This window comes from Streptomyces sp. (assembly GCF_035645055.1).
GTDB lineage: Bacteria > Actinomycetota > Actinomycetes > Streptomycetales > Streptomycetaceae > Streptomyces.
Genome location: NZ_DASQNH010000070.1, coordinates 11,414 through 30,274 on the forward strand (window position 1 = coordinate 11,414; position 18,861 = coordinate 30,274).

Here is an 18,861-nt window from a genome sequence, read left to right on the forward strand (position 1 = left end):
CGTCCCTCCCCGGGGGCGGGGACGTACGCGCCCCACCCCCGGGACGCCCGGGAGCCGCCGCCCGCTATCCCACACGTCATGTCGCCGTAACCATCGATTCAGACACACTTGCGACCCTCGCCGAATGAAGCCCGCCGTGCCAGAGCCTTCGCCCCCGCCCGAGGGGAGCCGTGGGAACGGGACCGCAGCCGCCGGCGCCGCGCTCCCGCCCGCCCCCTCCGACGCGCCTGTCTCCCTCACGGCGCGGAAGAATGGCTCTATGAGCCAGCAGAACGCCCAGGCACCGGTCCCGCAGGTCCAGCACGCACAGCCCTCCGTGGGCTCCATCGCCGCGCACCGCCCGCACACCGTGGCGGCGGCGGTCTCCGACCTGGAACCCGACATCGACGCCGACCTGGACTCCTACGAGGAGACGCACGGCGACGGCGGGCAGCTGCCCCAGGGCCGGTTCCTCGACCGGGAGCGCAGCTGGCTCGCGTTCAACGAGCGGGTCCTGGAACTCGCCGAGGACCCGGACACGCCCCTGCTCGAACGCGCGAACTTCCTGGCGATCTTCGCCAGCAACCTGGACGAGTTCTTCATGGTCCGGGTGGCCGGTCTGAAGCGCCGGATCGCCACCGGTGTCGCCACCCGGTCCGCCTCCGGGCTCCAGCCGCGCGAGGTGCTGGAGATGATCTGGGCCCGCTCCCGCGAGCTGATGGCCCGGCACGCCGCCTGCTACCACGAGGACGTCGCCCCCGCCCTCGCGGAGGAAGGCATCCACCTGGTCCGCTGGAGCGAGCTGACCGAGAAGGAGCAGGCCCGCCTGTTCACCCTCTTCAAGCACCAGATCTTCCCGGTCCTCACCCCGCTCGCCGTGGACCCCGCGCACCCCTTCCCGTACATCTCCGGCCTGTCCCTCAACCTGGCCGTCGTCGTCCGCAACCCGGTCAGCGGCCACAAGCACTTCGCCCGCGTGAAGGTGCCGCCGCTGCTCTCCCGCTTCCTGGAGAGCAGCCCCGGCCGGTACGTCCCCATCGAGGACGTCATCGCCGCCCACCTCGAAGAGCTGTTCCCGGGCATGGAGGTGCTGGAGCACCACGCCTTCCGGCTGACCCGCAACGAGGACCTGGAGGTCGAGGAGGACGACGCCGAGAACCTCCTCCAGGCCCTGGAGAAGGAGCTGATGCGGCGCCGCTTCGGGCCGCCGGTGCGCCTGGAGGTGGAGGAGTCCATCGACCGGGAGGTGCTGGACCTCCTGGTCCGTGAGCTGAAGATCTCCGAGGCCGAGGTCTACCCCCTGCCCGGCCCCCTGGACCTCACGGGTCTCTTCCGCATCCACGGCCTGGACCGGCCCGAGCTGAAATACCAGAAGTTCATCGCCGGCACCCACCGCGACCTCGCCGAGGTGGAGTCCGCCTCCGCGCCCGACATCTTCGCCGCCCTGCGCCGGCGCGACGTCCTCCTGCACCACCCGTACGACTCGTTCTCCACATCCGTGCAGGCCTTCCTGGAGCAGGCCGCGCAGGACCCGGACGTCCTCGCCATCAAGCAGACCCTGTACCGCACCTCCGGCGACTCCCCCATAGTCGACGCGCTCATCGACGCCGCCGAGTCCGGCAAGCAGGTCCTCGTCCTGGTCGAGATCAAGGCCCGGTTCGACGAGCACGCCAACATCAAGTGGGCCCGCAAGCTGGAGGAGGCCGGCTGCCACGTGGTCTACGGCCTGGTCGGCCTCAAGACCCACTGCAAGCTCTCGCTCGTCGTCCGCCAGGAGGGCGAGACGCTGCGGCGCTACAGCCACGTCGGCACCGGCAACTACCACCCCAAGACCGCGCGGCTCTACGAGGACCTGGGCCTGCTCACCGCGGACCCCCAGGTCGGCGCGGACCTCTCCGACCTCTTCAACCGCCTCTCCGGCTACTCCCGCCGCGAGACGTACCGGCGCCTGCTGGTCGCCCCCAAGTCCCTGCGCGACGGCCTCATCTCACGCATCGACAAGGAGATCCAGCACCACCGCGCCGGACGCCCCGCCTACGTCCGCATCAAGGTCAACTCCATGGTCGACGAGGCCGTCATCGACGCCTGCTACCGGGCGTCCCAGGCGGGCGTACCGGTCGACATCTGGGTGCGCGGCATCTGTGCCGCGCGGCCGGGCGTGGCGGGCCTGTCGGAGAACATCCGGGTCCGCTCGGTCCTCGGCCGGTTCCTGGAGCACTCGCGGATCTTCGGCTTCTGCAACGGCGGCGAGCCCGAGGTCTGGATCGGCAGCGCGGACATGATGCACCGCAACCTCGACCGCCGGATAGAGGCCTTGGTGCGGGTCGTCGACCCGGCCCACCGGGCCGCCCTCAACCGGCTGCTGGAGACGGGCATGTCCGACTCCACCGCGTCCTGGCACCTGGGGCCCGACGGCGAATGGACCCGGCACGCGACGGACGGGGACGGCGGTCCCCTGCGGAACATCCAGGAGATGCTCATAGACGCCCGGAGGCGCCGGCGTGGCACAGCAACACCTTGAACCGACGGACCCCCTGGCCGAGCCGGTGACGGGGGACGCGCTGGCCGGTTATCTGCGCGCGCAGGCCACCGAGTTCCTGCGCGCGCTGCGCCAGCACCGCGAGACCGGAACCGGGGACTCCCTGGACGCGGCCCGGGCGCTGCGCCGCTCGGCCCGCCGCATCAGCGGCAGCCTCCACACCTTCCGCCCGCTGCTGGACCCCGGCTGGTCCGAGGCCATGCGCCCCGAACTGGCCTGGCTGTCCGGCACCCTGGCCCTGGAGCACGCCTACGCGTCCCGCCTGGACCGCCTCCTGACCGCCTTGCACCGCCTGTCGGGCTCCTCGGCGTTCCCGGCGCGGGCCAAGGTGGCCGCGGGCAGTCGTGCCGGTGGGGCGGCACGGATGGGCGCGGCACCGGCCGACACCGCCGGCGAGACCCGCCCCCCGGCACCGTCCGAGCGCGGCAACCTCACCGTGGGCGCCGCGAAAGCCGGTGCCCTCCTCGACCGCCAGCTCACCCTCGCCCGCACCCGGGCCCACTCCACCGCCCTCCAGGCCCTCGGCTCCGCCCGCTTCCACGCCGTCGCCGACAAGGTCGCCCTACTGGCCAGCGAGGTCCCGCTCACGACCACCGCGACCGCCTCCGACCTGCGCCCTCTCGCCGCCGCGGCCGAGGAGCGCCTGGCGGACGCCGTCACCGCCCTCCCCCTGATCACCGCGGGCAGCCCGTACAACGCGGAGGCGCTGATCCACGGCCTCTCCCCGGACCCGGCCCCGCACCCGCAGGACGCCCCCTGGCACCAGGTCCGCCTCCTGCTGCGCCTGCACCGCTACGCCCGTGAGGTCCTGCACGGAGAGAACGCCCCGGTGGACGTACCCGTGCTGACCGCCGGCCAGGCCCTCGACCGGCACCGCGACGCCTCGGAGGCGGCAGCCGCGGCTGCGTCGGCCGCCCGCACCCCGCGGATCGCCCCGGCCACCGCCTACGCCCTCGGCGTGCTCCACGCCGATCAGCGCCACGAGGTGGAGGCGGCCCGGTTCGCGTTCCAGCAGTGCTGGCAGAAGCAGACGGTGGGCACCCCGTGACCGGCGGCCCGCAGGACCCTCCCGTCCTGGCCGCCGGCTGCGTGCTGTGGCGCCGCTCGCCGGACGGCGGGACGCTGGAGGTCTGCCTCGTCCACCGCCCGAAGTACGACGACTGGTCGCACCCCAAGGGCAAGCTCAAGCGTGGCGAGGACCCCCTGGCCGGCGCGCTGCGCGAGGTCGAGGAGGAGACGGGCCGCACGGCGGTCCCGGGCGCGGAGCTGCCGACCGTGCACTATCTGGCCGGCGGCCGCCCGAAGGAGGTCCGCTACTGGGCGGCCGAGGCCGGGGCCGGGGCCTTCACCCCGACCGACGAGGTCGACCGGATCGTGTGGCTGCCCCCCGCGGCGGCCCGCGCCCGCCTCACCCAGCCCCGGGACCGGGAACTCGTCGACGAACTGCTGGCCGCCCTGCGCCGGCCCTGAGCGGCGCTCGCCGGCTCACGCCTCGGCGGCATGCCCCGTCCCGTCCGTCCGCGCCTGGCTGCGCGCCCGGCGGGCGGGCCCGCGCCAGCCGCAGCTGCACCGCGCCACACAAAACGGCCCCTGCTCCACCGTGGTGACCCGGTGTTCCGCATCGTTTCGGCCAGGGGCGAACCGGTCCTCCTCGGTCACGCCGCCACGGTACCCGGGCAAGGTGAACGCCCGGTGCGGCTCCCCGGGACCCCGCGCCCGCCCCGCCCCGGCGGCGTGACGGCGGCGTGACGGCGGCGTGACGAGCCAACCTACCCGTCGTTAACCGGACGACAGAGGCCCGTGACGGACTGGCGGACGGCTGACTGGGGGTAGGCGACGATGGCGGAGCGGCAGCACGGCAGGGCGGGCGGGACGGTCGTCGCGGCGGGGCTGATGGCCTGGGTGTGTCTCGGCGCCACGGGATGCCAGAGCGACGGCGCGGCGGCCGACGACACCCGCCCCGCCGCCGAAGCGGTCCCCACCCTGCACCGGGCCGCGGAGGCCCTGGTGGCCGCGCGCACCTCGAGAGCGCGGACGTCCATGGAGATGGCCACCGGCGGCACCCGCGTCACCATCCGCGGCGAGGGCGTCTACGACTACACGCGCCGCCTCGGCCGCCTGAAGGTGCGGCTCCCGCACGACGCGGCGGGCCAGACCGAACACCGTCCGATCACCGAACTCCTCGCGCCGGGCGCGCTGTACATGAAGAACCGCGGCGCGGGCGTCCCCGCCGACAAATGGGTACGCGTCGACACCACCACCCTCTCCGACGGCAATCTGGTCACGGGCGGCGCCACCGACCCGTTCGCCGCGGCCGAGGTGCTGCGCGGGGCGCGCACGGCCACGTACGTCGGCCGTACGGAGGTCGCGGGCACGCCGGTCCACCACTACCGCGGCACCGCGGACCTCGCCGAGGCGGCGCGAAAGGCGTCCCCCGGCGGAAAAGCGTCCCTCGCGGCGGCGGCGAAAGGCTTCGCCACGGCCGACGTCCCGTTCGACGTGTTCCTGGACGACGAGGGCCGGATCCGCAAGGTCAGGCACCGCTTCAGCTTCGTCAACGGCAGCGAGAAGGCGACCGTGGCGGTGGCCTCGACGACGCTGCTGTACGACTTCGGCACCCCCGCCGACGTACGCCTGCCCCCCGCGCGGGACATCTACGCGGGCCGGATCGCGGAGCAGTGAGGGCCCCGCGCCCGGCGGAAGTGACCGGCTGGAACTAGCCCGTCCGTGCCATGCGCGGGGTGCGGGCCGCTCCCTACTCTAGGAAGTCGGTGACGGCAGGAAAGAGGTGACGCACGTGGCTCCGGTCGGCGGTACGGCAGTTCAGGACCACGTGGCGCTCGCCGAGATCGAGCTGTGCGGAGAGCTGATCATCGCGGCCTCGGCCGCCGAGGACCGGCTCAGCATGGAGAGCATCGACCAGGTCCTGCGGGTGGCCGAGGAGCGCGCGGACCCGCCGGCGGCCTGAGCGTCAGGTGCGCAGCATCCGGCCGATCGCCTTGGTGGCCTCTTCCACCCTGGCGTTGATCTCGTCCCCGCCCTTGAGCGCGGCGTCCGCGACGCAGTGCCGCAGATGCTCTTCCAGCAGCTGGAGCGCGAAGGACTGGAGGGCCTTGGTGGAGGCGGAGACCTGCGTGAGTATGTCGATGCAGTAGACGTCCTCGTCGACCATCCGCTGGAGGCCGCGGATCTGGCCCTCGATCCGGCGCAGCCGCTTCAGGTGCTCGTCCTTCTGGTGGTGGTACCCGTGGATCCCCCGGTCGTGATCGGTCACCGCGGCCTCCGCGGCAGCCTCCGCCGGAGTCTGGGCGAGCGCCTCGGCGGGCAGACCCGCACCGGCCTCGGTGGTCGTCATAGCATCCTCCATCCACATACCCCTACTGGGTATATCGTACTGGACTTTGCCGGGTATGCGCCCCTTGCCGGCAGGCCGGGCCGACCCCGCGCACCGCCCCCGTGCCGATAACTGTGCCCGATGGGCGACACTGGGGGACGGCCCATTAGCCGTGGCCGGATGATGCGCCTAGCATCAGCCTGACCGAAACCGATGCATCCCGAGGACCCCACGTGCGCTTTCGTCTGACCCCCAGGGAGACGAGCTTCTACGACATGTTCGCCGCCTCCGCGGACAACATCGTCACGGGCTCGAAGCTCCTGATGGAACTGCTCGGGGCGGACACCTCCGCCCGGGCCGAGATCGCGGAGCGTATGCGGGCAGCGGAACACGCCGGCGACGACGCCACGCACGCGATCTTCCACCAGCTGAACTCCTCCTTCATCACGCCCTTCGACCGCGAGGACATCTACTCCCTCGCCTCGTCCCTCGACGACATCATGGACTTCATGGAGGAGGCCGTCGACCTGGTCGTCCTCTACAACGTGGAGGAACTGCCCAAGGGCGTGGAGCAGCAGATCGAGGTGCTGGCGCGGGCGGCCGAGCTGACCGCGGAGGCCATGCCCCACCTGCGCACCATGGAGAATCTCACCGAGTACTGGATCGAGGTCAACCGCCTAGAGAACCAGGCCGACCAGATCCACCGCAAGCTGCTCGCCCACCTCTTCAACGGCAAGTACGACGCCATCGAGGTACTGAAGCTCAAGCAGATCGTCGACGTCCTGGAAGAAGCCGCCGACGCATTCGAGCACGTGGCGAACACGGTGGAGACCATCGCCGTCAAGGAGTCCTGAAGCGTCGATGGACACCTTCGCTCTGGTCGTGACCATCGGGGTCGCGCTCTTCTTCACGTACACCAACGGCTTCCACGATTCCGCCAACGCGATCGCCACCTCCGTGTCGACGCGCGCGCTCACCCCGCGGGCGGCGCTCGCGATGGCGGCCGTGATGAACCTCGCGGGCGCGTTCCTCGGCTCCGGCGTCGCCAAGACGGTCAGCGAGGGCCTGATCGAGACACCCGAGGGCTCCACCGGCATGGGGATCCTCTTCGCCGCGCTCGTCGGCGCGATCGTCTGGAACCTCGTCACCTGGTACTTCGGACTGCCCTCGTCCTCCTCCCACGCCCTCTTCGGCGGCATGGTGGGCGCGGCGCTGGCCGGCGGGACCACCGTCTACTGGGACGGCGTCCTGGAGAAGATCGTCATCCCGATGTTCATCTCCCCGGTGGTCGGCCTGCTCGCCGGCTACCTGGTGATGACCGCCATCATGTGGATGTTCCGCCGCGCCAACCCGCACAAGGCCAAGCGCGGCTTCCGCATCGCCCAGACCGTCTCCGCCGCGGGCATGGCCCTCGGCCACGGCCTCCAGGACGCCCAGAAGACCATGGGCATCGTGGTGATGGCCCTGGTCATCGCCGACGTCGAGGACTACGGCGACCCGATCCCGGTCTGGGTGAAGATCGCCTGTGCCGTGATGCTGTCGGCGGGCACCTACGCGGGCGGCTGGCGCATCATGCGCACCCTCGGCCGCAAGATCATCGAGCTTGACCCGCCGCAGGGCTTCGCCGCCGAGACCACCGGCGCGACGATCATGTTCGGCTCGGCGTTCCTCTTCCACGCGCCGATCTCCACCACCCACGTCATCACCTCCGCCATCATGGGCGTCGGCGCGACCAAGCGCGTGAACGCGGTCCGCTGGGGCGTCGCCAAGAACATCATCCTCGGCTGGTTCATCACCATGCCCGCCGCGGCAACGGTGGCAGCCTGCTCGTACGGCCTGGTCCACCTGGCGTTCCTGTAGACACGGCACAACACACGGGCCCGCCCCCGGGAGCCAGGGGCGGGCCCTTTGTGACCTCACGGTGGCACCGCCATGCAGCACCGCGAGGAGTCGATGGCGATCAGCCGAAGCGACCGGAGATGTAGTCCTCGGTCGCCTGCACCGAGGGGTTGGAGAAGATCCGCTCCGTGTCGTCGATCTCGACCAGCCTGCCCGGCTGCCCGACCGCCGCGAGGTTGAAGAACGCCGTGCGGTCGGAGACGCGCGCCGCCTGCTGCATGTTGTGCGTGACGATGACGATCGTGAACCGCTCCTTCAGCTCCCCGATCAGGTCCTCGATCGCGAGCGTCGAGATCGGGTCGAGGGCCGAGCACGGCTCGTCCATGAGCAGCACGTTCGGCTCGACCGCGATCGCCCGGGCGATGCACAGCCGCTGCTGCTGACCGCCGGACAGCCCGGAGCCGGGCTTGTTCAGGCGGTCCTTGACCTCGTTCCAGAGGTTGGCGCCGCGCAGCGACTTCTCGACGATGTCGCTCAGCTCGCTCTTCTTGTAGTTCCCGTTGAGCCGCAGCCCGGCGGCCACGTTGTCGAAGATCGACATCGTCGGGAACGGGTTCGGCCGCTGGAACACCATGCCGACCTCGCGCCGCACGGAGACGGGGTCGACCCCGTGGCCGTACAGGTCCTCGTCGTCGAGCAGCACCTTGCCCTCGACCCGCCCGCCCGCCGTGACCTCGTGCATGCGGTTCAGGGTGCGCAGGAACGTCGACTTGCCGCAGCCGGAGGGGCCGATGAACGCCGTCACCGAGCGCGGCTCGACGGTCATCGAGATGTCCTCGATCGCCTTGTGGGAGCCGTAGTAGGCGGTCAGTCCGCTTACGTCGATTCGCTTGGCCATGATTGCTTCACTTCCAGATCTTCGATCGGTCGCCGTGTGGCCCCGCCCTGCGGAGCCGGAAAGTGTCGCCTCAGCGACCGGTCTTCGGGGCCTTCCAGCGCGCGATGCCACGCGCCAGCAGGTTGAGGATCATCACGAAGGCGATCAGCGTCAGAGACGCCGCCCACGCACGGTCGTACGCCGCGCCGGAACCCGCGCTGTTGGCGTACTGCTGGTAGATGTACAGCGGCAGCGAGGCCTGCGCGCCCTCGAACGGGTTGGCGTTGATGAAGGGGTTGCCCCACACCAGCAGCAGCACCGGCGCGGTCTCACCGGCGATACGGGCGACCGCCAGCATGATGCCGGTGGTGATGCCGCCGAGGGAGGTGGGCAGGACCACCTTCAGGATCGTGCGCCACTTCGGCACACCGAGGGCCAGTGACGCCTCGCGCAGCTCGTTCGGGACGAGCTTGAGCATCTCCTCCGTGGAACGGACGACGACCGGCATCATCAGGATCGCCAGCGCGAGCGAGCCGGCGAATCCGAAGGGCTGCATGTCGAAGATCAGCATCAGGCTGAGGATGAACAGTCCGGCGACGATCGACGGGATGCCCGTCATGACGTCGACGAAGAAGGTGACCGCGCGGGCGAGGTTGCCCCGCCCGTACTCCACCAGGTAGATCGCGGTGAGCACGCCGATCGGCGCCGCGATGACGGTGGCGAGACCGACCTGCTCCAGGGAGCCGAGGATGGCGTGGTAGATGCCGCCGCCCGGCTCGGAGTCGGCGACCAGGCCCATGGAGTGGGTGAGGAAGTAGCCGTCGAGGACCTTCACACCGCGCTGCACGGTCACCCAGATCAGGGAGACCAGCGGGACGACGGCGATCAGGAAGGCGACCCACACCAGGGAGGTCGCGACCCGGTCCTTGGCCTGCCGCTTGCCCTCGACACGCGCGGCGATCCCGAAGGTGCCGGCGATGAAGAGGATGGCGGCGATCACGCCCCACTGGATGCGGCTGTGCAGCCCTGCGGCGAGGCCGATGCCGACCGCGGCGGCGAGCGAGCCGGCCGCGATCGCCCACGGGGACCACTTGGGCAGCTGGGCGCCGCGCAGGCTGCTGGGGCGCTTGTCGGTGACGACGGCGTGGCTCATGCGTTGGCCCCCGAGTACTCCTTGCGGCGGGCGATGATCGCGCGGGCCGCACCGTTGACCAGCAGGGTGATGACGAAGAGGACGAGACCGGAGGCGATCAGCGCGTCGCGGCCGAACTCGGAGGCCTCACCGAACTTGCTGGCGATGTTCTGGGCGAAGGTGCCGCCGCCGGGGTCGAGCAGGCTGGCCTGGATCTCGAAGGACGGGGACAGCACGGTGGCGACGGCCATGGTCTCGCCGAGGGCGCGGCCGAGGCCGAGCATCGAGGCGGAGATCACGCCGGAGCGGCCGAAGGGGAGGACCGCCATGCGGATCACTTCCCAGCGGGTGGCGCCGAGGGCGAGGGCCGCCTCCTCGTGCATCTGCGGGACCTGACGGAAGACCTCACGGCTCACGTTGGTGATGATCGGCAGGATCATGATCGCGAGCAGGATGCCGACGGTGAACATGGAGCGGGGGGCTCCGCCGTTCCACTCGAGGATGCCGGTCCAGCCGAGGTACTGATCCAGCCACGCGTAGAGGCCGTTCAGGTGCGGTACGAGGACCAGGGCGCCCCACAGGCCGTAGACGATGGACGGCACGGCGGCGAGCAGGTCGATCACATAGGCGATCGGGCCGCTCAGCTTGCGCGGGGCGTAGTGGGTGAGGAAGAGCGCGATGGCGACCGCGATCGGGACCGCGATGACCATGGCGATGATCGAGGACACCACGGTGCCGAACGCGAGGACGGCGATGCCGAAGACCGGTGGCTGGGCCTGGGTGTTCCACTCGAAGGTGGTCAGGAAGTTGCCCTCGTCCTCGCTGATCGCGAGGGCGGCCCGCCAGGTGAGGAAGACCGCGATGGCGGCCATGATCACCAGCAGCAGGATGCCCGAGCCGCGGGAGAGGCCGAGGAAGATGCGGTCGCCGGGCCGGGTGGCGCCCCGGGCCGCGCGCTTCTGCTCGGTGGGGGTGGGACGGGAGAGGGGGGGAGGTGCGTCGGTGGGTGCTGTGGTTATGTCCATCGGGTTCTCCGGTCTGCGGAGCCGCGTCGGATGGGCGGCTCGGTGGAGCCGTGCGCGGGGCGCGGCTCCGGGCGGCGGTGCACCGGACGGTGCGGTCCGGTCCCGGTCGGGACCGGACCGCACTCGGGTCAGCTCAGCTCTTCGATGGTCGTGCGGACCTTGGCGATGATGTCCGCGGGCATCGGCGCGTAGTCGTTCTGGGCCAGGACGTTCTGGCCGTCCTCGCTGGCGATGTAGCGCAGGAAGGCCTTGGTGGCGGGCAGGGTGTCCTGCTTGTTGCCCTTGTCGCAGACGATCTCGTACGTGACGAGGGTGATCGGGTAGGCGCCCTCGGCCTTGGTGGCGTAGTTCAGCTCCAGGGCGAGGTCCTTGCCAGTGCCGACGACCTTGGCGTCGGCGATGGCCTTGGTGGCGTTCTCGACGGTGGCCTTGACCGGGGCGCCGGCACCGGTGTCGATGTCGACGGTCTTGATGCCGTCCTTGGCGTAGGACAGCTCGAAGTAGCCGATGGCGCCGTTGGTCTGCTTCACCTGCTGGGCGAGACCGGAGGAGCCGGCGGCCGCCTGGCCGCCCTTGGCCTGCCAGGTCTTGCCGCCCTCGTACTTCCAGTTGTCCGGCGTGGTGGCGAGCAGGTACTTGGTGAAGTTGTCCGTCGTGCCGGAGTCGTCGGAGCGGTGGAACGCCTGGATCTTGAGGTCCGGCAGCTTCACGCCGGGGTTCAGCTTGGCGATCGCCGGGTCGTTCCAGTTGGTGATCTTGCTGTCGAAGATCTTGGCGAGGGTCGGCGCGTCGAGGACGAGGCCGTCCACACCCGAGACGTTGAAGCCGACCGCGATCGGGCCGCCGACCATCGGCAGGTCGATGCCCTGACCGCCGGAGCAGACCTTCTTGGAGGCGGTGATCTCCTCCGGGTCCAGCGCGGAGTCGGAGCCGGCGAAGGCGACCTGCCCCTGGGTGAAGGCGGTGATGCCCGCGCCGGAGCCGCCACCCTTGTAGTTGATCTGAACGCCGTTGCACTGCGAGGTGAACTGCTTCACCCAGGCGTCGATGGCGTTCTTCTGCGCGGACGAACCGTCGGCGAGCAGCTGGCCCTGGGCGTCGTCGCACTTGATGGAACCCGTGGCCTTGGCGCCCCCCGTCGGGTCCCCGCCGCCCGTGGTGTCGTCGGAGCCGCACGCCGTGAGGGCCAGGGCGCCGGAGACGGCGAGAGCACCGAGGGTGAGGGCCCGCCGGTTCATGCGCTGAAGCTTCACTTTCGGGAGTTCCTTCCGGGAGCCGCCGTCCTGAATCCGGCGGCGTGCGAAGTGTGGGTGAGACGGACGCGGGATCCGAGGTGCGTTCGTCGTCAGCAAGGCTGAAATTAGGCAGAACAGGTGAAGCCGCCTATGGCCGGAAGTGAACGGGGGGTGAACCCCTGCGGACGGTGCGGTGAGGTCACGGAATGCTTACGGGGAGGGCACACGCAGGTACCGGCCCCGGCGCGCACGGGTCTGGACACCGCAGTCTCCCGGGAGCAACAAAAGGGGTATTTGTGGGGAAGGTACACCACCTGCCGCCGCCGAAGGGAGTAGCCGATCGGGTGTGGAACCCCGGGCCCGCGGCCCCCGTCTCGTTCCACGACAGCACGCTCCAGTCGGAGGCAGGCACATGGAACGGCGTACGTTCATCGGCGGCGGTACGGCCGCGCTCGCGGCGGCAGTCTCGGCGGCGGCCTGTTCGGGCACGGACCGCGCGCAGGCGACCGGAACGACCACCGGGACGGCGACCGGAGCCACCGCGGGCGCCGCGTCCCCGGCCCTCACGACCAGCCGGTCCACCCGGGCGTCCGACGGCTGGGGCGCCCTCGCCCGCGACCTCGACGGCGCCCTCGTCCGCCCCGGCGACGCCGCCTGGCCCACCGCCCGGCAGCTCTACAACACCCGCTTCGACTCCCTGAAGCCCGCCGCCGTCGCCTACGTCGCCCACCCTGACGACATCGCCACCACCCTCGCGTACGCCCGCGCCCACGCCCTGCGCGTCGCCATCCGCAACGGCGGCCACTCCTACGCGGGCTGGTCCTCCGGCAACGGCCGCCTGATCATCGACGTGTCCCGGCTGAACACGGTGCGGGCGAGCGGCGGCGCCGCGGTGGTCGGCGCGGGCGCCAAGCTGATCGACGTCTACCGGGCGCTCGCGGCGAAGGGCGCGACGATCCCGGCCGGCTCCTGCCCGACGGTCGGCGTCTCCGGTCTCGTCCTCGGCGGCGGCCACGGCGTCGTCTCCCGGGCGTACGGCCTCACCTGCGACAGCCTCACCCAGGCGACCCTCGTCACCGCCGACGGCAAGCGGATCACCGCGAACGCCCGCGAGCACCAGGACCTCTTCTGGGCGCTGCGCGGCGCGGGCAACGGCAACTTCGGCGTCGTCACCGAACTGCGCTTCCGCACCCACCCGGCCCCGCAGGCGGTCACCGGCTACCTCACCTGGCCCTGGTCGAAGGCCGCCGCCGTGATCAGGGCCTGGCAGGAGTGGGGCCCGGCCCAGCCGGACGAGATCTGGTCGTCCCTGCACCTGGCGGGCGCGGCGGGCGGGAACCCCACGGTCTCCGTCGCGGCCTTCTCGCTCGGCACCCACGGCGAACTCCAGAACGCCGTCGACCGCCTCGCCGACCGCGTCGGCTCCTCCGCGTCCGGCGTCTCGCTGCGCCGCCGCTCCTACGAGGAGGCCATGGAGATCTACGCCGGCTGCGCCTCGTTCTCCTCGGACGCCCAGTGCCACCTGCCCGGCTCCACCCCGGGCCGCACCCCGCAGGGCGCGCTGGTCCGGGAGACGTACGCGGCCCGCTCCGACTTCTTCGACCGCTCGCTGTCCACGGCGGGCATCCAGGCCCTGCTCGGCCGGATCTCCTCGGTCCGAGGCGGCGCGGGCAGCATCGCGCTCACCGCGCTGGGTGGCGCGGTCAACCGGGTCTCCCCCACGGCGACGGCCTTCGTGCACCGCCGCTCGCGGATGCTCGCCCAGTACCTCGTCTCCTGGCGCGCGGGCACGTCCGGCAGCACCGCCCAGGCCTGGCTGGACTCCGCCCACCGTGCGATGCGCCCGTACGCCTCGGGCGCGGCCTACCAGAACTACACGGACCCGGCCCTGAAGGACTGGCGCACGGCGTACTACGGCGACGCGGCCCCGCGCCTGACCAAGCTGAAGCGGACGTACGACCCGGGGCGGGTCTTCACGTACCCGCAGGCACTGTGAGCCCCGCCCCGGCAGGCCGTCCCGCCTCAGGCGGCGAGATCGCGCTCCTCGCTCGGCTTCCCGGCGGCGTCCTGCCGGGACCCGGGAATCAGGGCGTCCCGGCTCCCGCCGGACGACCGCTTCCGGATCAGCCACCCCACCCGGGGCGACCGCTCCATCGCCCTGGCCACGGGGGTGAGCAGCGCCATGGCGACGGGCGAGAGCAGCAGCGCGACCGCCGTGCCGAGCGCGAACCCGCCCACGACGTCGGTCGGGTAGTGCACGCCCATGTACACCCGGCAGAACCCTTCCAGCAGGGCGAGCCCGATGCCGACGAGTCCGAACCTCCGGTTGGCGACGAAGAGCCCGACGGCCATGGCCATGGTGATCGTCGCGTGGTCGCTGACGAACGAGAAGTCGGTCTTGCCCTTGACGAGGACCTCCAGGCCCTCGTGCTCCAGGAAAGGCCTGGGCCGCTCCACGAATCCGCGTATCGGCACGTTCACCAGGACCGCGACGCCGGCCGCCAGCGGCGCCCACACCAGCGCGGCGACGGACGAGGCCGCCTCCTCCGCGGAACCGGCCCGGCGCCGCCCGGTCCACCAGCACCACAGCACGAGCAGCACCATGCCGAGCAGCAGTCCGTACTCACCGACGTACTCCATGACGCGGTCGAACCAGTGCGGTGCGTCCTTGGCCAGGCCATTGATGTCGTACAGCAACTCGACGTCGGGGTTCGACCCGGATTGCGCGAGTCCAGCCATGATGCAGCGGCCCCTTCGTCGTCATCTCAGCGGCGCACCCTTTCATGCGCCGTCCTGCCACCCCCGTGGTGGGTAGATCGATCGTCCAGGTCGATGGTCTGTCGATGGTCTAGGTCAATCGGCTACGTCAACAGGAACGCACGGTCCCCGTCTCTACGTTCCACATTCCACTGAATGATCACGCAGACGTTATCGAAGAGAGATACGTCGTCGCAGCTCAGGGGTGTGGTTCACGCTCGGTTCAAGCCGCTCGGAGCCGACTTCGCGCCGCTCCGAGCGGTTTCACGCCCGGTCAGGCGGCCGAGGGCAGCGCTTTTGCGCCATCCTCGGTGACGCGCGTGGCCCCGAAGTACTTGGCGGTGTCGATCGGGTCGAACCGGATGACGGCGCCCGTGTACGGCGCGTCGATCATGTATCCGCCGCCGACGTAGATCCCTACGTGGTCGATGGCCCGCGAGTTGGTCGGGTCGGGCGAGAAGAACACCAGGTCACCGGGGAGCAGTTCCTCCCTGGAGGGGTGCGGCCCCGCGTTGTACTGATCGTTCGCCACCCGGGGCAGCTCGATCCCCACACTCTCGTACGCCGCCTTGGTCAGCCCCGAGCAGTCGAACCGCCCGCCCTGCTCGGGCGTGCCGTTCCCGCCCCACAGATACGGTGTGCCGAGCTTCTGCTGCGCGTAGTGGATGGCGCCGGCGGCCTGCTTGGAGGGATCGATCCGGGTGGTGGGAGCGGCGAAGCTCTCCTCCAGCGTGGTGATCGTCCGGACGTAGTTCTGCGTCTCCTTGTACGGCGGCACGCCCCGGTACTTGATCACCGCGTACGCCCCCGCGTTGTACGCGGCGAGCATGTTCTTCGTCGGGTCCCCGGGCACGTCCTTGACGTACTCGGCCAGGGTGCAGTCGTACTTCGCGGCCGACGGGATCGCGTCCTGCGGATCCCACACGTCACGGTCGCCGTCCCCGTCGCCGTCCACCCCGTGGGTGGCCCAGGTGCCGGGGATGAACTGCGCTATGCCCTGCGCGGCGGCCGGGCTCCTGGCGTCCGGGTTGAAGCCGCTCTCCTGGTACAGCTGCGCGGCGAGCAGTGCCGGGTTGATGGCCGGGCACATGTTGCCGTACTTCTGCACCAGCGGCTGATACGCGGCCGGCACGGAGCCCTTGGCCAGCGACTTGCTGCCGCCGCGCACCCCGTTCACGACGTTCCCGGCGACCAGGTACACGCCGACGGCGAGCAGCATCACGAAGGCGAGCGAACCACCGACCACAGCAGTGCCAACGATCCACGCCTTACGCACCGTCAACCGCCCCTCACCGCCCGGGAGTACGCCGAGGTCAGTGTAGAGGCGGAGCCGGCTCGCCCTCCGGATATTCGAAACTGCTCTCGCTCAGCGGCGCCCGGCCGGGAAGCGCACCCCCGTCAGCTCCTCCGACGCCTCCCACAGCCGCCGTGCCGCCACCGGGTCGCTCGCCGCCGCCGACCGGCCCACCAGGGCCGGCGCGCCCCGCATCTCACCGAGCCCGTCGGGGCCGACGTAGCTCCCGCCCGGCAGGTCCGCCACCGCCGCGTACAGCGTGGGCAGCGCGCCCGCCCGGTCGCTCTGGGCGAAGAGGCGGTTGCCGACCCCCATGACGGCGCGGGTCAGCGGGTTCGCGGCGTGGCTCTGGAGGCTGGTGGCCGCGTAGCCGGGGTGGGCGGCCACGGCACGGACGCCGGAACCGGACTCGGCCAGGCGGCGCTGGAGTTCCAGCGTGAAGAGCAGGTTGGCCAGCTTCGACTGGGCGTAGGCGCGCACCGGCGTGTAACCGGACGTCAGGTTCAGGTCGTCGAAACGGATGACGCCGTAGCCGGCGCGGTGCATCCCGGACGAGACCGTCACCACCCGGTCGGTGACATACGGCAGCAGCAGGTTGGTGAGCGCGAAGTGGCCGAGGTGGTTGGTGCCGAACTGCATCTCGAAGCCGTCGCGCGTCCGCTGCCGCGGCAGCATCATCACGCCCGCGTTGTTGATCAGCAGGTCCAGCGGGCGCCCTTCCCACCGCTCGGCGAACTCCCGTACGGACGTCAGATCCGCGAGGTCCAGCCGCCGCACCTCCGTACCGCCCCGCACCTGCGCGCCGCCGCCCGCCTCCGCCGCCGCGGCCCGCCCGCGCGCCTCGTCCCGTACGGCGTAGACGACGTGCGCCCCCGCCCGTGCCAGCTCCCGCGCCGCGACCCGCCCGATACCGCTGTTGGCGCCGGTGACGACGGCCGTCCGCCCGGTGAGGTCGGGCAGCCGGCTCGCGTTCCACTTGGCCGGCCGGGCCGGCTTGGTCGTAGTAGCCATCCCCACAAAGTAGGCACTGCCAACAATGCTGTCAATGACAACACCGAGTTACGATGACCCCCATGCACCAGCCCGAGAGCAGCAACCGCCCCTACCACCACGGCGGCCTCCGCGCCGCCCTGCTCTCGGCCGCCGAACACACCCTGCGCGCCAAGGGCGCCGGCGCCCTCTCCCTGCGCGAACTCGCCCGCGACCTCGGCGTCAGCCACGCCGCCCCGGGCCGCCACTTCAAGGACAAGCAGGCCCTGCTCGACGCGCTCGCCCTCACCGGCTTCCAGCGCATGGCGGCCGCCATGGACACCGCCGACGACCCGGCCCTGCCCCTCCAACCCCGGCTCACCGCACTCGCCCGCGCCTACCTCGGCTTCACCGTGGACAACCCCGCCCTGCTGGAGCTGATGTACGCCCGCAAACACGATCCGGACATTCCCGAGCAGCTGGCCGCCGCGATCACCCGCACGAAGGAACCCCTCTTCCGGATCATCACCGACGCCCAGCAGCGTGGCGAGATCGTGCCGGGCGACCCCGAGCACATCGTCCTCCTGGCCGGCGCCAGCCTGCACGGCGTCGCCAGCTTCACCGCCACCGGCCACCTCCCGCCCGAGACCGCCCTCACCGGCGTCGACGAACTGGTCCACCACCTGCTGCACGGCCTCAGGCCCCGCTAGCCTTCACCCGGACGGCCCTCACCCGCAGAACATCGGCGCGACCCGTCACCCGTCACGTCGTCAGAAACCGGCGCAATCACCAAAGGTGACACAACGACGGAACCACACCACAGGTTCCGCACCCGCTTCATTGCCCGGCGTTACCTGTCGTGATACACAGAGTGACCATACGAGGTATTCGTACGAAACCCGCCAAGCAATGACGCCAAGTCGACATACCTGGGCGTCATTGTCGGCGAGAATGAGGCCTGACCTCTGCGCACCGCAGGGGGACTGCGGAACTACCCAACAGGGGCGGTGACTTACATGCTCTTTGCGGCCGACAAGGGAGACATCAACACCATCATCGGCGGGATCGCTCCGGACTGGGGCCCCTTCGGCAGCCTGGGCAACGAGGCCAAGGTGATGATCGAGGTCGTGATGGCGGTCGCCATCCTGATCTGTCTCGGCATCGCCATCTGGGGCGCCGCCAAGCAGCGCATCGGCGCCACCGCGATGCGTGACACCTTCAGCGCGGAACAGGGCAAGGGCCTGATCATCGCCGGCCTCACGGGCGTCTTCATCATCGGCTCCCTCGGCACGCTCTTCACCATCGTGTACGGCATGGCCGTGTAGCCCGGCGCCCCGCCGCCCGCCGCGGGCGCGCCCAGTCCGCTCCGGGCACGCCCGGTCCCCCCTACCCCACCCGCCCGTCGTGCCCACCGGCTGAGGTTGCGTTTCCCTGATGTCGAGTCACCACACCGCGCCCGCGCGGGAACCAGCACGGCTACCGTCGTACCTCTACGCGTTCTTCCGGTACGACGGTTTCCGCTACGACATCGAGGGGGCGGACGCGGCATGAGTCTCGGAGACGAACACGACCCGGGCACCTCCGGCGGCTACGGCGGCACCGGCCACACCCGCACCCGCCTGCCCGACCCCGACCCCTACGGCGGCGCCCGCCGCCCCGGCCGCTCGCCCTCCCGCAGCCTGGTCACCGTCGTCGGCGTCGTCGTCCTCCTCATCGCAGCCATCGCCTTCGCCAACCGAGGAGACGAGGACGCCCCCACCGCCGCGCAAGACCCGGAGCAACCTCGCCCAGCCGCCACCGCCCCCACCGGCGTCCACCCGGTGACCACCGGCTACGCCCACGACGAACAGGGGGCACAGAGCGCTGCGGCGAATTACGCGG

18 protein-coding genes and 1 pseudogene are annotated in these 18,861 nt (G+C 71.0%); 11 read left to right on the forward strand and 8 right to left on the reverse strand.

The genetic code is table 11. The annotated features are described in order from the left end of the window. Positions 1-124: 124 nt before the first annotated feature. The 5 genes from VE614_RS23060 (at position 125) to VE614_RS23080 (ending at position 5,486) form a co-directional block, all read left to right on the forward strand. Complete coding sequence (locus VE614_RS23060) at positions 125-2,500, forward strand: RNA degradosome polyphosphate kinase (RefSeq protein WP_414719629.1); 2,376 nt, start codon at positions 125-127, stop codon at positions 2,498-2,500. After that, complete coding sequence (locus VE614_RS23065; protein WP_324940363.1) at positions 2,481-3,566, forward strand: CHAD domain-containing protein; 1,086 nt, start codon at positions 2,481-2,483, stop codon at positions 3,564-3,566. The genes VE614_RS23060 and VE614_RS23065 overlap by 20 nt, the downstream gene beginning before the upstream one ends. Beyond that, positions 3,563-3,988 carry an NUDIX hydrolase gene (locus VE614_RS23070; RefSeq protein WP_324940366.1) on the forward strand — a complete coding sequence of 142 codons (426 nt, stop codon included), beginning with the start codon at positions 3,563-3,565 and terminating at the stop codon, positions 3,986-3,988. The genes VE614_RS23065 and VE614_RS23070 overlap by 4 nt, the downstream gene beginning before the upstream one ends. Before the next feature lie 369 nt (positions 3,989-4,357). Then, positions 4,358-5,200 carry a hypothetical protein gene (locus VE614_RS23075; protein WP_324940369.1) on the forward strand — a complete coding sequence of 281 codons (843 nt, stop codon included), beginning with the start codon at positions 4,358-4,360 and terminating at the stop codon, positions 5,198-5,200. Positions 5,201-5,306: 106 nt separating this feature from the next. Beyond that, positions 5,307-5,486, forward strand: a complete 180-nt coding sequence (locus VE614_RS23080; protein ID WP_324940372.1) for a hypothetical protein — start codon at positions 5,307-5,309, stop codon at positions 5,484-5,486. A 3-nt stretch (positions 5,487-5,489) separates the two neighbouring features. Here VE614_RS23080 and VE614_RS23085 read toward each other — a convergent pair whose 3' ends face one another. Then, on the reverse strand, positions 5,490-5,873 hold the full coding sequence (locus tag VE614_RS23085; protein ID WP_324940375.1) for a metal-sensitive transcriptional regulator: 384 nt from the start codon (positions 5,871-5,873) through the stop codon (positions 5,490-5,492). 212 nt (positions 5,874-6,085) lie between these two features. Here VE614_RS23085 and VE614_RS23090 point away from each other — a divergent pair, with 212 nt between their 5' ends. Both VE614_RS23090 and VE614_RS23095 read left to right on the forward strand, forming a co-directional pair. Continuing rightward, on the forward strand, positions 6,086-6,706 hold the full coding sequence (locus tag VE614_RS23090) for a DUF47 domain-containing protein (protein WP_306965725.1): 621 nt from the start codon (positions 6,086-6,088) through the stop codon (positions 6,704-6,706). Between the two features lie 7 nt (positions 6,707-6,713). Beyond that, positions 6,714-7,712, forward strand: coding sequence for an inorganic phosphate transporter (locus tag VE614_RS23095; RefSeq protein WP_324940384.1), 999 nt, complete (start codon positions 6,714-6,716; stop codon positions 7,710-7,712). Positions 7,713-7,812: 100 nt separating this feature from the next. On the opposite strand, the gene pstB is transcribed toward VE614_RS23095, so the two are convergent. The 4 genes from pstB to pstS all read right to left on the reverse strand — a co-directional run bounded on the left by pstB (position 7,813) and on the right by pstS (position 11,978). Further along, entirely contained in the window at positions 7,813-8,589 is a 777-nt protein-coding gene (pstB, locus tag VE614_RS23100) for a phosphate ABC transporter ATP-binding protein PstB (RefSeq protein WP_324940387.1), read from the reverse strand. Between the two features lie 70 nt (positions 8,590-8,659). Next, positions 8,660-9,721: a phosphate ABC transporter permease PstA gene (gene pstA, locus VE614_RS23105; RefSeq protein ID WP_324940389.1), complete on the reverse strand. Its 1,062-nt coding sequence runs from the start codon at positions 9,719-9,721 to the stop codon at positions 8,660-8,662. Beyond that, the gene (gene pstC, locus VE614_RS23110) at positions 9,718-10,725 is read right to left on the reverse strand and encodes a phosphate ABC transporter permease subunit PstC (RefSeq protein WP_324940393.1); all 1,008 of its coding nucleotides are present in this window, start codon (positions 10,723-10,725) and stop codon (positions 9,718-9,720) included. Before pstC ends, pstA begins: the two co-directional genes overlap by 4 nt. A 128-nt stretch (positions 10,726-10,853) precedes the next feature. Further along, the gene (gene pstS / locus VE614_RS23115; protein ID WP_324940395.1) at positions 10,854-11,978 is read right to left on the reverse strand and encodes a phosphate ABC transporter substrate-binding protein PstS; all 1,125 of its coding nucleotides are present in this window, start codon (positions 11,976-11,978) and stop codon (positions 10,854-10,856) included. 394 nt (positions 11,979-12,372) lie between these two features. Between pstS and VE614_RS23120 the strand changes: the two genes are divergently transcribed. Next, entirely contained in the window at positions 12,373-13,956 is a 1,584-nt protein-coding gene (locus VE614_RS23120; protein ID WP_324940398.1) for an FAD-binding oxidoreductase, read from the forward strand. Between the two features lie 26 nt (positions 13,957-13,982). Here the strand turns inward: VE614_RS23120 and VE614_RS23125 are convergent, their stop codons facing one another. The 3 genes from VE614_RS23125 to VE614_RS23135 all read right to left on the reverse strand — a co-directional run bounded on the left by VE614_RS23125 (position 13,983) and on the right by VE614_RS23135 (position 17,022). Further along, the gene (locus VE614_RS23125; protein ID WP_324940401.1) at positions 13,983-14,699 is read right to left on the reverse strand and encodes a phosphatase PAP2 family protein; all 717 of its coding nucleotides are present in this window, start codon (positions 14,697-14,699) and stop codon (positions 13,983-13,985) included. Between the two features lie 292 nt (positions 14,700-14,991). Continuing rightward, positions 14,992-15,999, reverse strand: coding sequence for a bifunctional lytic transglycosylase/C40 family peptidase (locus tag VE614_RS23130; protein WP_324940404.1), 1,008 nt, complete (start codon positions 15,997-15,999; stop codon positions 14,992-14,994). 84 nt (positions 16,000-16,083) lie between these two features. Further along, on the reverse strand, positions 16,084-17,022 hold the full coding sequence (locus VE614_RS23135; protein ID WP_324940407.1) for an oxidoreductase: 939 nt from the start codon (positions 17,020-17,022) through the stop codon (positions 16,084-16,086). Between the two features lie 53 nt (positions 17,023-17,075). Between VE614_RS23135 and VE614_RS23140 the strand changes: the two genes are divergently transcribed. The 3 genes and pseudogenes from VE614_RS23140 to VE614_RS23150 all read left to right on the forward strand — a co-directional run. Further along, on the forward strand, positions 17,076-17,690 hold the full coding sequence (locus VE614_RS23140; protein WP_324940409.1) for a TetR/AcrR family transcriptional regulator: 615 nt from the start codon (positions 17,076-17,078) through the stop codon (positions 17,688-17,690). A 306-nt stretch (positions 17,691-17,996) separates the two neighbouring features. After that, positions 17,997-18,305 carry a hypothetical protein gene (locus VE614_RS23145; RefSeq protein ID WP_324940411.1) on the forward strand — a complete coding sequence of 103 codons (309 nt, stop codon included), beginning with the start codon at positions 17,997-17,999 and terminating at the stop codon, positions 18,303-18,305. 222 nt (positions 18,306-18,527) lie between these two features. Then, positions 18,528-18,861: pseudogene (locus VE614_RS23150) on the forward strand (hypothetical protein); the annotation flags it as partial.